Origin of the sequence: Maritalea mobilis (assembly GCF_019800885.1) — a bacterium.
GTDB classification, from domain to species: Bacteria; Pseudomonadota; Alphaproteobacteria; order Rhodobacterales; family Rhodobacteraceae; genus Roseibacterium; species Roseibacterium beibuensis.
Window position 1 is genome coordinate 49,899 of record NZ_JAHVKE010000005.1, and the last position, 14,268, is coordinate 64,166.

14 protein-coding genes and 1 tRNA gene are annotated in these 14,268 nt (G+C 64.4%); 5 read left to right on the forward strand and 10 right to left on the reverse strand.

The window, feature by feature from the left end; genetic code table 11:
* The first annotated feature begins 4 nt into the window (after nt 1–4).
* Both KUV65_RS16165 and KUV65_RS16170 read left to right on the forward strand, forming a co-directional pair.
* Nucleotides 5–1,540, forward strand: coding sequence for a thiamine/thiamine pyrophosphate ABC transporter permease ThiP (locus KUV65_RS16165; protein WP_222191769.1), 1,536 nt, complete (start codon nt 5–7; stop codon nt 1,538–1,540).
* Nucleotides 1,527–2,216, forward strand: a complete 690-nt coding sequence (locus tag KUV65_RS16170; protein ID WP_222191770.1) for a thiamine ABC transporter ATP-binding protein — start codon at nt 1,527–1,529, stop codon at nt 2,214–2,216. The genes KUV65_RS16165 and KUV65_RS16170 overlap by 14 nt, the downstream gene beginning before the upstream one ends.
* 46 nt (nt 2,217–2,262) lie before the next feature.
* Here KUV65_RS16170 and KUV65_RS16175 read toward each other — a convergent pair whose 3' ends face one another.
* The 9 genes from KUV65_RS16175 to dapF form a co-directional block, all read right to left on the reverse strand.
* Nucleotides 2,263–3,072, reverse strand: a complete 810-nt coding sequence (locus KUV65_RS16175; RefSeq protein WP_222191771.1) for a cytochrome c1 — start codon at nt 3,070–3,072, stop codon at nt 2,263–2,265.
* Between the two features lie 20 nt (nt 3,073–3,092).
* On the reverse strand, nt 3,093–4,451 hold the full coding sequence (petB, locus tag KUV65_RS16180; protein ID WP_222191772.1) for a cytochrome b: 1,359 nt from the start codon (nt 4,449–4,451) through the stop codon (nt 3,093–3,095).
* A gap of 20 nt (nt 4,452–4,471) precedes the next feature.
* Nucleotides 4,472–5,050 (reverse strand): ubiquinol-cytochrome c reductase iron-sulfur subunit, encoded by a 579-nt coding sequence (gene petA / locus KUV65_RS16185; RefSeq protein WP_222191773.1) that lies wholly within the window; start codon nt 5,048–5,050, stop codon nt 4,472–4,474.
* Between the two features lie 286 nt (nt 5,051–5,336).
* On the reverse strand, nt 5,337–5,798 hold the full coding sequence (locus KUV65_RS16190) for a GNAT family N-acetyltransferase (RefSeq protein ID WP_222191774.1): 462 nt from the start codon (nt 5,796–5,798) through the stop codon (nt 5,337–5,339).
* Nucleotides 5,798–6,397, reverse strand: coding sequence for a glutathione S-transferase (locus KUV65_RS16195; protein WP_222191775.1), 600 nt, complete (start codon nt 6,395–6,397; stop codon nt 5,798–5,800). The genes KUV65_RS16190 and KUV65_RS16195 overlap by 1 nt, the downstream gene beginning before the upstream one ends.
* Complete coding sequence (locus KUV65_RS16200; RefSeq protein ID WP_222191776.1) at nt 6,394–6,675, reverse strand: hypothetical protein; 282 nt, start codon at nt 6,673–6,675, stop codon at nt 6,394–6,396. Before KUV65_RS16200 ends, KUV65_RS16195 begins: the two co-directional genes overlap by 4 nt.
* A 29-nt stretch (nt 6,676–6,704) precedes the next feature.
* Complete coding sequence (locus KUV65_RS16205) at nt 6,705–7,355, reverse strand: FMN-binding negative transcriptional regulator (RefSeq protein WP_222191777.1); 651 nt, start codon at nt 7,353–7,355, stop codon at nt 6,705–6,707.
* A 22-nt stretch (nt 7,356–7,377) separates the two neighbouring features.
* Nucleotides 7,378–8,637, reverse strand: coding sequence for a tRNA (N(6)-L-threonylcarbamoyladenosine(37)-C(2))-methylthiotransferase MtaB (gene mtaB / locus KUV65_RS16210; protein ID WP_222191778.1), 1,260 nt, complete (start codon nt 8,635–8,637; stop codon nt 7,378–7,380).
* Complete coding sequence (gene dapF, locus KUV65_RS16215; protein WP_222191779.1) at nt 8,637–9,473, reverse strand: diaminopimelate epimerase; 837 nt, start codon at nt 9,471–9,473, stop codon at nt 8,637–8,639. Before dapF ends, mtaB begins: the two co-directional genes overlap by 1 nt.
* A 108-nt stretch (nt 9,474–9,581) precedes the next feature.
* Between dapF and KUV65_RS16220 the strand changes: the two genes are divergently transcribed.
* The 3 genes from KUV65_RS16220 (at nt 9,582) to KUV65_RS16230 (ending at nt 12,671) form a co-directional block, all read left to right on the forward strand.
* Nucleotides 9,582–9,657, forward strand: a tRNA-Lys gene (locus tag KUV65_RS16220).
* A gap of 275 nt (nt 9,658–9,932) precedes the next feature.
* Entirely contained in the window at nt 9,933–11,615 is a 1,683-nt protein-coding gene (locus KUV65_RS16225; RefSeq protein ID WP_222191780.1) for a glycosyltransferase family 2 protein, read from the forward strand.
* A gap of 174 nt (nt 11,616–11,789) precedes the next feature.
* A complete protein-coding gene (locus tag KUV65_RS16230; RefSeq protein WP_222191781.1) occupies nt 11,790–12,671 on the forward strand; it encodes a glycosyltransferase family 2 protein in 882 nt (293 codons plus the stop codon).
* A gap of 41 nt (nt 12,672–12,712) precedes the next feature.
* Here KUV65_RS16230 and xylB read toward each other — a convergent pair whose 3' ends face one another.
* Nucleotides 12,713–14,161, reverse strand: a complete 1,449-nt coding sequence (gene xylB, locus KUV65_RS16235) for a xylulokinase (RefSeq protein ID WP_222191782.1) — start codon at nt 14,159–14,161, stop codon at nt 12,713–12,715.
* Nucleotides 14,162–14,268 lie beyond the last annotated feature (107 nt).

Consider the following 14,268-nt stretch of genomic DNA (forward strand, 5'->3'; position numbering starts at 1 on the left):
ACCCATGGATTGGGCGGGCGCGGCCCTGGCCGCGCTCGTCTGCCTTGCCCTTCTGGGGCCTCTTCTGGCCGTCATGCTGCGCGCCGAGGCCCCGGGCCGTCTGGGCGCCGCCGATTGGGCGGCCATTCGTTTTACCCTGATCCAGGCCGTTCTATCGGCAGCGGTCAGCGTCACGCTGGCCATCCCCGTTGCCCGCGCGCTGGCGCGGCGACGGTTCGTCGGGCGCAGCCTGTTCGTGACGCTGACAGGCGCGCCTTTCATCCTGCCGGTGATCGTCGCTGTTCTCGGGCTTCTCGCGATCTTTGGGCGAGCCGGGTGGCTGAACGCGGCCTTGTCGGGCATCGGCCTTGGGACACTCGACATCTACGGGCTTAGCGGCGTGGTTCTGGCCCACGTTTTCCTGAACCTGCCGCTTGCCGTGCGCCTCATCTTGCAGGCGTGGTTGTCTCTTCCGTCCGAGCGAATCCGGCTGGCCGCTTCGCTCGGGTTTTCGGGTGCGGATATGCGGCGACATTTCGAACGCCCCCTGCTGCGCGAGGTGCTGCCCGGGGCCGCCTTGGTTATTTTTCTGATCTGCACGACCAGTTTCGCCGTCGCCTTGACGCTTGGGGGCGGGCCGCGTGCGACGACCGTCGAACTGGCGATTTACCAAGCGTTTAGGTTCGAGTTCGATCTCGGGCGGGCCGCGTTGCTGGGTTTGGTGCAGGTCGCCATCTGCCTTGCCGCTGGTTTGATCGCGCTACGTGCTGCGCGGGTCGAACCGATGGGCGCGGGCCTCGATCGTCCACCGCTGTCCTGGCCGGGGGATGGCCTGCGCGCGCGCATCACCGACGGGGCCGCCATCGTCGGCGCGGGCGCGTTCCTGTTGCTGCCGCTTGCCGCCGTGATCGGCGAGGGCGCTTTGGCCATCTGGTCGCTGCCCGAAAGCGTCTGGTGGGCGGCGGGGCGGTCGATCCTTGTCGCAGTTGCGTCCTCGGCCCTGTCGGTGGCCCTTGCCTTGCCCATTGCCCTTTTCGCGGCCCGGGGGCGGGGACGCGGCGCGGTGGAACTGGTCGGGTTCCTTTCCATCGCGATCTCGCCGCTGGTGGTCGGCACCGGGTTGTTCATCATCATCTATCCTATCGCCGATCCGGTCGCCTTGAGCCTGCCCATAACCGGGCTGGTCAACGCGCTGGTCGCGCTCCCGTTTCTGTTGCGCGCGCTGGTGCCGGCTGCGCGGGCGGCCGAGACGACGCAAGGCCGCTTAGCCGATGCACTGGGAATGCGGGGTGTTTCGCGCCTTCGTCTTGCGATCCTGCCCCGGTTGCGGCGTCCGCTCGGGTTCGGTGGCGGGCTCGCGGCGGCGTTCTCGATGGGAGATCTCGGGGTGATCGCCCTGTTCTCGGCCCCGTCGCAATCCACCTTGCCGCTTGAGATGTATCGCCTGATGGGGGCCTACAGGACCGACGATGCGCAAGGGGCGGCGGTGTTGCTGCTGGTGCTCAGCCTTGGGTTGTTCTGGATCTTCGACAGGGGAGGGCGCGTCAATGCTGCGGCTTGAGAACACCGTCACGCGGTGGGGGGATTTCGTCCTGAGCGCCGATCTGTCCGTCGCGCGGGGAGAGCGTGTTGCGCTGCTCGGGGCGTCGGGCTCGGGCAAGAGCAGCCTTCTGTCCCTGATCGCGGGGTTTCAACGCCCCGATGAGGGGCGCATCCTCATCGACGGGCGGGACATGACCGATACGACCGTCGCGGGTCGGCCGCTGTCGATTCTCTTTCAGGACGGCAACCTGTTTCCGCACCTGAGCGTCTTTCAGAACGTCGCGCTTGGGGTGCGGCCCGATTTGCGCTTGGCGCCGTCCGATACGCAGCGTGTCGAGAGCGCTTTGGAGAAGGTCGGTCTTGCGGGCATGGGCGCGCGGGCGCCGTCCGAACTGTCGGGTGGGCAGCAAAGCCGCGTGGCGCTGGCCCGGATGCTGCTGCGGGATCGGCCGCTGGTGTTGCTCGACGAACCTTTCGCGGCCCTCGACCCGGGTCTCAGATCCGAGATGCTGGGATTGATGGCCGATCTTTGCGACGAGGCCGGGCTGACGCTGGTCATGGCCAGTCACGATCTGCGGGATGCCGAACGGTTGTGCGACCGGCTGATCCTGCTGTCCGAGGGGGCTGTGGTTCTCGACATGGCGCTGGCCGATGCGCTGCGCGATCCGCCCGAGATCCTGAAACCCTGGACATGAAAAAAGCGCGCCCGAAGGCGCGCTTTTCAATGGTTGTCTGCGTGGCTTACTCGGCTGGTTGCCGTGCCTTTGCGGCTTTCTTGACCGGCGCCCAGAGACGCTTGTTGGTCAGGTACAGCAGGGCCGACAGAAGGATCAGCAGCATCACGGCGGTGAAGCCCATCTGCTTGCGGTCCATCAGGTGCGGTTCGGCGGCCCACATCAGGAAGGCCGAGACGTCCACGGCCATGCTCTCGATGTCGTTGGGCGACCCGTCGGCATATTCCACCTGACCGTCCCACAGTGGCGGGGCCATCTGGGTCCAGCCACCGTCGAAGGTTTCGTTCCCGTAAAGGTAGGTGCCGTACTGCTCCATCTCCTCACCGGTGTAGTGGGTGAGGTAGGACGCGATGTACTCGGGTCCGCCGATGCCGTTGACGAGCGGGCTTAAGCCCAGGCCGTAGGGGCCGTGGAAGCCCGCGCGTGCCTTGGCCATGACCGACAGGTCCGGTGCACCTTCGTAGCTGCCCTCCGGGAAGTGGTCGTTGGGCGTGGCAGGGCGCCAATCCTGCAGCTCGTCATCGTACACCTCGATGAAGTTCATCTCGATATACGCGCGAACCTCTTCATCGGTGAGGCCGGGTCCGTCCGGGTCACTGAGCGAGCGGATGGGCACCAGCGTCATGCCGTGACAGGCGGCGCAGACCTCGGTGTAGACCTGAAGGCCACGCTGCAACTGCGTCTGGTCGTAGGTGCCGAAGGGCCCCTCGAACGTGAAGTCGTAGTCCGTGACGTGCCCGCCGCCGCCGGCGGCCAGCGCAGCCCCCGTTCCCAGGGACAGCGCCGTTGCGGTGGTGATGGCTAGTTTCCTGAACATTGCGATATGTCCTTTCCGCGTCACTCGGCCGGGGTGGGAATGCGCTCACCCGAAGGCGTGCCACCCGAGGCGTCGTCGTCGCCGTAGTGCTCGTTGAAGTCGTCTTCGATCGTGGCAGGCTGCGGCAGCGGTTTCTCGATCACGCCCAGAAGCGGGATGATCACGAGGAAATACGCGAACCAGACGGCCGAGCCGATCAGGGCGATGTAGGGGTAGATCCCTTCGGCCGGCATTGCGCCAACCCACATCAGCACGAAGAAGTCGATGAAGAAGACCCAGAACCAGAACTTGAACATCGGGCGGTAACGACCAGAGCGCACCGACGAGGTATCAAGCCACGGCAGCAGTGCCATCACCACGATCGAGCCGAACATTGCCAGCACGCCGAAGAACTTGGCGTCGACGATGCCGCCGGTGATGAAGCTGGCGAGCTGCACGACCCAGACTTCGCCATCGAAGGCGCGCAGGATCGCGTAGAACGGCAGGAAGTACCATTCCGGCACGATGTGTGCAGGGGTCACCAGCGGGTTGGCCGGGATGTAGTTGTCCGGGTGCCCGAGGTAGTTCGGCATGAAGCCCACGACCGCGAAGAACACGACCAGGATCACCGCCAGGGCGAAGAGATCCTTGATCACGAAGTAGGGCCAGAAGGGCAGGGTGTCTGCCTCGGCTTCCTTCTTCGAGGTGCGGCGCACTTCGACCCCGGTGGGGTTGTTGTTGCCGGTCGTGTGGAACGCCCAGATGTGCACCAGCGCCAGCGCGAGGATGACGAAGGGCAGCAGGTAGTGGAGCGACAGGAAGCGGTTTAGCGTGGCGTTGTCCACCGACGGCCCGCCGAGCAGCCAAGTCTGCAGCGCTTCACCCACGAAGGGGATGGCGCCGAACAGGCCGGTGATCACGGTGGCCCCCCAGAAGGACATCTGGCCCCAGGGCAGAACGTAGCCCATGAATGCCGTGCCCATCATGCAGAGGTAGATCAGCATGCCGATGATCCAGGTCACCTCGCGCGGGGCCTTGTAGGACCCGTAGTAGATGCCGCGGAAGATGTGCAGATACACCGCGATGAAGAACAGCGATGCGCCGTTGGCGTGGATGTAGCGCATGGCCCACCCGCCGTTGACGTTGCGCATGATGTGCTCGACCGACTCGAAGGCCAGGTCGACATGCGGCGTGTAGTGCATGACCAGCACGATGCCGGTGACGATCTGCAACACGAGGCAGAACATCAGCACGATGCCCCAGATCCACATCCAGTTGAGGTTCTTGGGGGTGGGAATCATGATCGTGTCGTAGATGAGCGACACGACCGGAAGACGGCGATGAAGCCATTTTTCGGCGCCGGTCTTCGGTTCGTAGTGGTCGTGGGGAATGCCAGACATTGTCGAGTTCTCCCTCGCGGTTAACCGAGCAGGATCGTGGTTTCGTCCACGAACGCTGCGACCGGAATGTGAAGGTTTTCAGGGGCGGGGCCGCGACGAATGCGTCCCGCGGCGTCGTAGTGCGAGCCGTGGCAGGGGCAGAACCAGCCACCGAAGTCACCGGCACCGTTGCCGATGGGAACGCAGCCGAGGTGCGTGCAAACACCGATCTGCACCAGCCATTCGCCGGTATTCTCGCCCTCGTAGGGGGGGAGAGTACGGCTCAGGTCGGTTGCGGGCGCGTCGAACTCCGCGTTGGGGTTGCGCGAGATCGGGTCCACCAGATCGTCCACGTCCGTTTCAGCGGCGGAAGCGATCTGTTCCGGCGTGCGGCGGCTGATGAAAACCGGCTTGCCGAGGAAAAGAATGGTCAACTGGGTGCCTTCCAAGACGCCCGACACATCGACGCGCATCTGGCTGGCGGCCTGGACATCTGCCGACGGGTTCATCTGATCGATCAGTGGCCATACCGCGGCCCCGGTTGCAACAGTACCCACACCTGCGGTCGCGTAGTACAGGAAGTCGCGGCGGGTACCGGAATGGTCTTCTGCGTGTGACACTTGAAGCGTCCCCCTTGTCTGGGCCCGAGCGGACTATCAGGGCCTGGAAAAACCACATCGGGCCACGGTGCACCCGCCGTAACCCGACGCCTGCTGTCTATGGCGCATTACTCTAGTCGTCCAGCGGACAAACGCGCGCAGGAATGATCAAATGTCGCAGTGTTTGGTGCGAAAATTCACGAAAACGTGAGATTTTGACGCGCTTTTGGCGAGCCATTCACCGAAAGCAATCGCCGTGATTGAAAATTCCGATGCGCAACTGGCCGGCAATTACTCGAATCGAAGGTCATTGCGCAACGGTGGCACTGGTCTGGGCGCGCCGAAATCCAAGCGCCATGTAGCGGTGCAGGATGCCCGAGCCATCGTCGAACTCGGGGCCTTCGGCGGTGAAGCCGAGGCGCTCGTAAAAAGGGATCGCGTAAAGCTGTGCTTCCAGCTCGGCGCCCGCAAAGCCCGATTGCCGCGCATGCTGGAGGCAGAACTGCACCAGATCGCGTCCGAGGCCCGTGCCGCGAAACTCGGGCAGGACGGCGACGCGCCCGATCTTCGCCATGTCGCCCTTGCCGATGATGCGGGCCGTTCCAGCCGGCTGACCGGACGGGGCGGAGGCCAACACATGCGTGCAGCTGTCGTCGAACGCGTCCCATTCCTCGGCTTCGGGAATGCGTTGCTCGTCGATGAACACTGCACGGCGGATGTCGAAACAGGCCTGCCGGGCCGAGTTGGTGCGGGCGAGGGAGATCTGCATCAGGGGGCGGTGTCCACCATCGACGGGCGCGCATTGAACTGGGCGAACCAGTCGGCCAGGGCAGGGTGCCCGTTGCGCCACCCCTTGTCGTCATGGCGCAGGTCCAGATAGGCCAATGCGCAGGCGACCGCGATCTGGCCCATGTCGAGTGGGCCGCTGAGATGGCTTATCCATTGCCGCTCCAGCGCGTCGAGGGATCGGGCGATCTTGGCCCATTGCCCGTCCAGCCACGGCGCGAACCAGATGTCCTCGGGGCGGTGCCGCTTTTCGTAGGTGATGTTGACGGCGGCATCCATGATGCCGTCGGCCGTCGCCTCAAGCGTCAGGGTCTCCCACACGCGGGTCGGGGGGTAGAGCCCAGCCTGGTAGCGTGCATCAAGAAAGCGGGTGACGACGCGGCTGTCATAGATTGTCGGGCCATCGTCGCGGGTCAGTGCGGGGATCTTGCCCAACGGGTTGGCTGCATTCAGTACCTCCTCACCGCCAAGCGGCGACGCGGTCACCTCGACGAAGGGGACATCCTCGATGCCGGCTTCGATCATCATGACCCGCGCTTTGCGCACGAAGGGCGAGGCGGGCGAACCGAGAAGTTTCATCATGCGATGCGCTCAACCTTCAAGCGCCCCAGAAGGGTCGCATCCACGCGCACTCCGCTGCCATTGCGCCCCAAGCGGACGGCGCGCCGCCAGCGGGCAGATGCGTTCACCTGCTCCTCGGTCTTGCGCAGGGTCAGGCCCTCGGGCGTGGCGTCCATCTCGTCTTCGACCGGTTGGGCCAGGCGGCCCGGAGCGATGGCGCGGGTCGCAACGTAGGTGGCCAGGGCCACGGCGCCGTAGCGCAGGGCGATGGCCCCGATGGGGGCGAATTGCAGGGCCATGGTCATCCTCCCGTTTCGACCGTTTCGGCCTAGATGTAGGTGACCGGTGCGTCCTTGTCTATTTCCGGCACGCCGCCCTTCATCAGCCACGACAGTGTTTCGACCTCGTGCCCGATGGGCGAGTGCCGGATCGCCTCGGCGGCGCTTTCCCGCGCGCTGTCCGTCTTGTTCTGGTTCAGCTTCCAGGTGCCATCGACCTCCTCGATCTCGAACCGAAACGGCAGGATCTGCCGCATCATGCGTTCAAGCGTGTCCTCGGGCATCTTGCCGACGGTCCAGGGGCGTTTGGGCAAACGCTCTTCGAACTGGGCGGAGACCTTTTCGAGGTGGTCGCGCATCGTCTGGGGGTCGCTCGGGATGAGTTTCCCGCGCAGGTGGACCGCTACGTAATTCCAAGTCGGCACCTGTGCCGGGGCGCCGTACCAGTCGGGCGAGACGTAGCCATCCGGGCCCGAGACCGCGATAACGGCAGGCGTGGCTTCGGTCACGGCGCGCGCGATGGGGTTCGACCGCACGAGGTGCAGCTCGGCCTCCTTTCCGGCGTCGTCGAGGGCGAAGGGCACGTGACTGACCAGCGGCAGGGGATCGCCGTTCAGAACCAGCGTCCCGAAGCCGCGTTTTCGGGCGAGGTGCAGGTTCAGGAATTCCGGTTCCTGTCGAAAGGCGGGGTTTGGATGCATGGCGCGTCTCCTTGGCGGTCGATCAGACCCGGAGCTGTCGCCCATCCTGCCCGGTGATCCGCGCGGTGACGATCTGCCCCTCGGCCTGATCTACCGCAAAGGTCACCTCGGTGAACTGTTCCGTGCGCCCCATGCGCGGGTTTTCCATCAGGATGTGGTGTTCGCGACCTATCTGTTCGGACAGGTGCCGCGCGACTGCCGCATCACCGGCTTGGCGCAGACGCGCCGCGCGCGCCTTGATCGTGGCCCCGTCGAGTTGGGGCATCCTGGCCGCTGGCGTGCCTTGCCGCGCCGAGTAGGGGAAGACGTGCAGCCATGTCAGCCCGCATTCCTCGACCAGCTTCAGCGAGTTTTCGAAATGCGCCTCGGTCTCAGTCGGGAAACCGGCGATGATGTCGGCGCCATAGGTCATGTCGGGGCGCAGGCGGCGGGCCTCTTCGCAAAAGCGGATGGCATCGTCGCGCAGGTGGCGGCGCTTCATCCGTTTCAGGATCAGGTCGTCACCATGCTGAAGGCTCAGGTGCAGATGCGGCATCAGGCGCGGTTCGGTCGCGATGGCCTGCATCAGGTTTTCATCCGCCTCGATCGAGTCGATGGAGCTGATCCGCAGGCGGGGCAGGTCGGGCACCAGTTTCAGGATGCGCATGACCAGATCGCCGAGGCGCGGCGCCCCCGGCAGGTCGGCGCCCCAGCTTGTCAGGTCGACGCCCGTCAGCACCACCTCGTTATAGCCACGATCCACCAGCCGCTTGATCTGGTCGACCACGACACCGGCGGGCACGCTGCGCGAATTGCCCCGGCCATAGGGAATGATGCAAAAGGTGCATCGGTGATCGCAGCCGTTTTGCACCTGCACATAAGCGCGCGAGCGCGTGCCGAACCCGTCGATCAGGTGGCCCGCTGTTTCGGTCACCGACATGATGTCGTCGACCTGCACCTTTTCCGTCTCGCCGATGAAATCCGGCCCCATGCGCGCCCATGTCTCGGGCTGCATCTTTTCAGTGTTGCCGATCACCAGGTCGACCTCGGCCATGTCGCGGAAGGTCTCGGGCTCGGTCTGCGCCGCGCAGCCGGTGACGATCACCTTGGCGTTCGGGTTCTCGCGGCGCAGCTTGCGGATTTCCTGCCGGGCCTTGCGCACCGCCTCGGCGGTGACGGCGCAGGTGTTGACCACCACGGCGTTCTCGACCCCGGCGGCGGCCGACAGCTCGCGCATGGCTTCGGTCTCGTAGGCATTCAACCGACAGCCGAGCGTATGAAAAACGGGGGCGCGGCGGTCCATCACAGCCCCCTCAGGAACTCGGGCGTCAGCACGCCCGTAAAGACATGCGCCGTCGGCCCGGTCATCCAGACCCCGTCGTCGCGCCACTCGATCTGGATGTCCCCGCCGTCGAGTGTCAGCCGCACCGACCGCCCCGTCAGCCCGCGACGGGCGGCGGCGACGGCCACGGCGCAGGAGGATGACCCCGAGGCCAGCGTGATGCCGGTGCCCCGCTCCCACACCCGCATCCGCAGATGATCGGGGCCGATGACACTGGCGAATTGGACATTCGTGCGCTCGGGGTAGAGGGGATGGTGTTCGATCTCGGGGCCGCGCGTGGCAAGGTCCACCGCTTCGGCGTCTTCCACGAAGAAGGTGCAATGCGGGTTGCCCATGCCGGTGGCGACCGGGTCGCCCGCGATCGGGAGGTGCAGCGGGTCGACATCCTCGGCCAGCGGGATCTCGCGCCAGTCCAGAACCGGCGGCCCCATGTTGACCGAGGTCAGCCGCCCGCCTGCGTCCCGGGCGATCAGGATGCCGCGTTCGGTTTGCAGCGTGACCTTGGATGCGCCGGTTCGGTTCATCTCGTGACGCGCGATGCAGCGCGTGGCATTGCCGCAGGCCGCCGACAGAGACCCGTCCGCGTTGAAGAAGGTCAGCCGCAGGTCGGCAGCTTGGCCTTCCTCGATCACGGCCAGTTGGTCGAATCCGACGCCACGGTGACGATCTGCCAGCGCACGCGCCAAGGGCGCGGTGACGGCGGCATCGGTTTCCCGCGCGTCGATCACCACGAAGTCATTGCCAAGCCCGTGCATCTTCATGAAGGGCAGGCCGCTGGTCTGGCTCAGGTCGGACATGCGCGCGCGTATACAGGCCGTGCGGCGTGCTGGAAATCCCTTCTTCGAGAAAGTGCCGGATTTCCGCTTGACGCCCCGGGCCTCCCTGCGTAGGTAGCCCGCCTGAGTGGGCCCGTAGCTCAGTTGGTAGAGCAGTTGACTTTTAATCAATTGGTCACAGGTTCGAATCCTGTCGGGCTCACCATTTCCAACCCAAGATGAAATGCGTACCGACGCCTTACGGATCAGTCGTCATGCCGACGGTTCGGTGTGTCGATCCGGTGATGTGACCTAGGCGGCTGCATCGGTATCCCTCCCCTTGAACACATAGGCCTATGGTCTTGCATTTCGTGCAGGCCCAACGCTTGATGGCCTCAGGCTCTGAGGTTTCATGGCTTCGGTGGCCCCCTCAACCGACATGTGCCACAACCAAGCTAGGGAATCACGATCAGCCCCCTTGTTTGGCAGGCTGGTTCAAACTTGGAAGCAACGATGCAGCGCCGTTCCAAATCCAAGCCCCAGAGCAAGAAAAAGACGATGAAAGGCTCGGCGGACAGGGGGCACGCGACTCGTTTGCTCATAGCCGCGGTGAAAAACGAGGCGCCATTCCTCCTGGAGTGGGTCGCCTATCATCGTGCGCTTGGGTTCACTCGACTTGTCGTGTTCTCCAGCGAAAGCGACGATGGCTCCACCGGATTGCTCAACGCATTGGCCGCGAACGATATCATCGCGCATGTCGAGCACGCACCCGCGCCCGGCGTTGAGCGGCTGGCCGATGCGGCGCGCCTCGCGAATGAATCGGCCATCCTCGAAGGCGCCGATTGGGCGATGTGGCTGGATGCGGATGAGTTCCTGGTGATCTCCACAGGCAACGGCACGCTGGACGCCCTGATCGACATGCTTGCGGATCGCGACGGAATACTGGTTCCCCGCCGCATGATGGGCGATGGCGGCAACGACCGCTTTCCGGGGCACCTGGTTTCCGAGGATTTTGTCGACGCTGCCGCCGCTGATGGTGGCAGCAACCTGGAAGCCAAGACGCTTTTTCGTTGCTCGGACAAGATCGAGGGCTTCTCCCTTCACGGAACGCACCGCCCCAAGATTCGCGCGGGCATGGATGCGTCCGACCTTTCATTCGTGATGGCGAGCGGTAATGCGCTTGACCTGCGTCACCGCGCGCATCGGCGGTGGATGAGCGGCGAGGATTTCAGCCGAACCAGACAGGTTCAACCTGACGAACACGGTTACGCCCTGGCTCAGATCAACTGCTACGCCGTGCGAACGCCCGAGCATTTCGTCCTGAAACACAACCTCGCGCATGGGGTGGAGGCCGGCCAAACGGCACAGAGCCTCGATCAGACCGCCAGCGACCTGTATCGTGCACAGAATTACGCCGCGACGCAGGACCGCCGGATCCTGCGCCTTGCCGATGCGACGCGGGATGAGCTGGAGTATCTTCGGTCCCTGCCAGGCGTGGCCGAGGCCGAAGCTGAGGCTCGGACGCGTCTCGATGCCCGGCTTGCAGACATCCCTGCGCATGTCCTTGACGCCTGTAGGGCAACCCGCCCAGCCCGTGTCGAGCCGCGGCATTTCCCGTTGACCTTGCCAGACGAGGAAGCCGCGCTTTTGCGCGCGGAATACGCAAAAGCCGACACGATCCTGGAATATGGCAGCGGCGGGTCGAGTTTCGTGGCGCTCGAGGGTGATGCCAAGACGCTCTTCGCGGTCGAGTCCGACCGCGCCTGGGCGCTTGCGATCTACGACAGCCTGCAAGCCGCACATCCACATGCCGACTTCACGGTGCAGTATGTCGACATCGGGCAAACAAAGGCGTGGGGCAAACCCGCAGGTTGCGAAGGCTATGCGCAATATGCCCGGTACCCCGCCAGCGTCTGGGATCTGATCCAGTTCAAGCAACCTGACATTGTGCTTGTGGACGGGCGTTTCCGAGTTGCCTGCGTCCTCACGACTCTCTTTCGGACACGAAAGCCCGTTACGCTACTGTTCGATGACTATACCGGCAGGCCCTACTACCATTGGATCGAGAAATATGCGCGACCGTCCCAAATCGCGGGCCGCATGGCGCGCTTCGACCTGGAGCCGATGGCAATCCCTCCCCAGGATCTAACTCAAATCCTGTCGGCCTATGCCGACCCGCAGTGACAGCCAGGAGGCCCACGTCATGCCACCGGTGGCACAGGCACCACGCGGTGTCAGGAGGCTATCCAGCCGGGGCGATTGATCGGCGTGATGGAAACCTCTTGCTGAACCTCTGCTTGCGTCAAAGCCCCTTGTGTGTGAGCGTCAATGTGACGGGCAGAAAAGCGAGGAAAAGCGTTGCGGGTTGCTGCGGTTACCCATGTCAGGAAAGATGACTTCTTCCTCGATATCTGGGTGCGATATTACGGTCGGCTGCTTGGCCGCGAAAACCTGTACGTCATGCTCGATGGCGACGATTGGCAGACCGAGGTTGATCTCAGCGGTGTGAACGTCAGCCTCATGGAGGGCCGGTCTGGCCATCGCATTGCTGACAATGAACGCTTCATCAAGGCGCATTGGGATCTCCTGACGGCATTGAAGGGTCAGTACGATTTTTTCGTGCGCGGGGACTGCGATGAACTCGTCTGCGTTGATCCGCAGAGTGGACGCAGCTTTCACGAAGCCATCCAGGATGCCGCGGATGTCGGCTATCGATATACGAAGGGCATAGAGATCGTCGAAGTTCCGGGCGAGAAGCCGCTGGCCCCCTCGAAACCGTTGATGGCGCAGCGCTCCGTCGGGGCGATCAGCAAGCTCTATGTCAAACCGAACATCGTGAGCGGGCCAACCGAATTGACGATCGGCGGACATGTGGCAGTCGGAAAGCCGGTGGCGCTGTCGCACGACCTTCTGATGTTGCACATGGCCAACGCCTCGCTGCGTCATCTGGAGATGAAAGTCGGCGTTCGGACATCCGAGCAGGTGGGCGTCACCTTTACCAACCACACGTCGGGTCGCTTGAGCCTTACCCGCAATGTCGCGGCGTGCCGGGATATCGTTCCTTATGACGATGTTGCCGACAAGGTTTACACCGAGATCGGAAAGCGCGGCGATCGCGGCGCAACGCGCCCCCGCGATCTCAGGACCTACAACGCGATCTACGGGCACGATATCGAGAATCCTTGGGAAAACAGGATCATGGTGGTCAGCTTGCCCGACCGGTTTGACGATATCATTTGATTGGGCTAGCGGGCCGTCCTTCGCCGGCGCTGCGATGCAGATCAGTGCATCTTGGCCTGCACGCCCTTGAGGGCGGGGTAGAGCGCACGGAAGGCCGCGAGGCGCGGTTTCAAAGCGTCGCCGTGATCGCTCGAAGGCTCGAACCATCGACGGACATCGGGCTTGGTCATCACCTCGGATACCTGACCATCGCCAGCGGCCACCCAAGCCAGGCGCGCGGCCCCGAGGGCTGGGCCAAGGTCCGCCCCTTCGCTGCGCCCAAGTCGGCAGCCCGTGACATCGGCGATGGTCTGCATGAGGAAATCGCTTCTGGTGCCGCCACCGATGGCCAGCAACGCCTCGGGCGCTTGTCCGGAGTCGGACAGCGCGGCAATGGCGTCGGCGAAGGTAAAGGCGACGGCTTCGACCACGGCGCGCATCAGGCTGCCTTGCGACGTGGTTTCGCCGAGGCCTGCGAAGCCGCCGCGGATGTCCGTGTCGCCATGGGGTGTCCGCTCTCCGGTCAGGTAGGGCAGGAAGAGGGGGCCGGACGGCGCGGCCTCGGCCTCGGCAAGGAGGGTTTCGATCGGGCGTTGCAACAGGTTCGCGAGCCACGCCATCGGGCGCGCGCCGTTCAGCATGGCCGCCATCTGGAACCAGTAGCCGGGCATCGTGTGGGCATAGGCGTGGATGCGGCTTTCGGGGTTTGGCCGGTAATCGGGGGTCGTGAAGAAGAGCTGTCCCGACGTGCCGAGCGAGATGAACCCGTCCCCGGCCTCGACAGCGCCGATTCCGACCGCCCCTGCGGCGGCATCGCCAGCCCCTGCCGCGACGGGAATGCCAACCGGCAGGCCAAGCTCTGCGGCGGGGTCCGGCAACAGGTGGCCCGCGATCTCGGTGCCATGTTTCACCTCGGGCAGCCAGGACGGGTCGGTCGCGCTGATCTCGCACAGGCGGTCGGACCAGGCGCGCCGCTCCTCGTCGAACCAGGATGTGCCGGCCGCATCGGACGGATCGGTGACCATCTCTCCATGCAGGCGCAGGCCGATATAGTCCTTCGGAAGAAGGATATGCGCGATACGGGCATGAGCCTTTGGGTCGTGGCGAGAGAGCCAGAGCACCTTGGGCGCGGTGAAGCCCGCCATCGGAAGCACGCCGGAAAGCGCGCCCGCGTCGGGTTCCGCGGCCAGCATCACGGCGCATTCCTCGGTCGCGCGGGCGTCGTTCCAGAGGATGACCGGGCGCACCGGGCGCTTGTCCCTGTCCAACAGTACCGCCCCGTGCATCTGCCCGGATAGTCCGATGGCCTTCACCTGCGCGCGCAGGTCGGCGGACAGGCTGCCGACGGCTGTGCAGGTGGCGGCCCACCAATCGGCGCAGTTCTGCTCGCTGGCGCCGTCGAACGGGTGGGAAACAGACAAGGCCGTTGTTGCCGTTGCGGCGACCCGGCCATCGGGTTGCAAAGCGCAGACCTTTACCGCAGACGTCCCGAGATCGATACCGAGATACATTTCGTGTCCTCCCAAATTCGGACGGGTTCGCCAGTCTCGGGCTTGGTCCGCACCTTTCCATGGTAAAGTAAAACTTTACTCGCGTAAGGTTTGCGGGAATTCTGGTT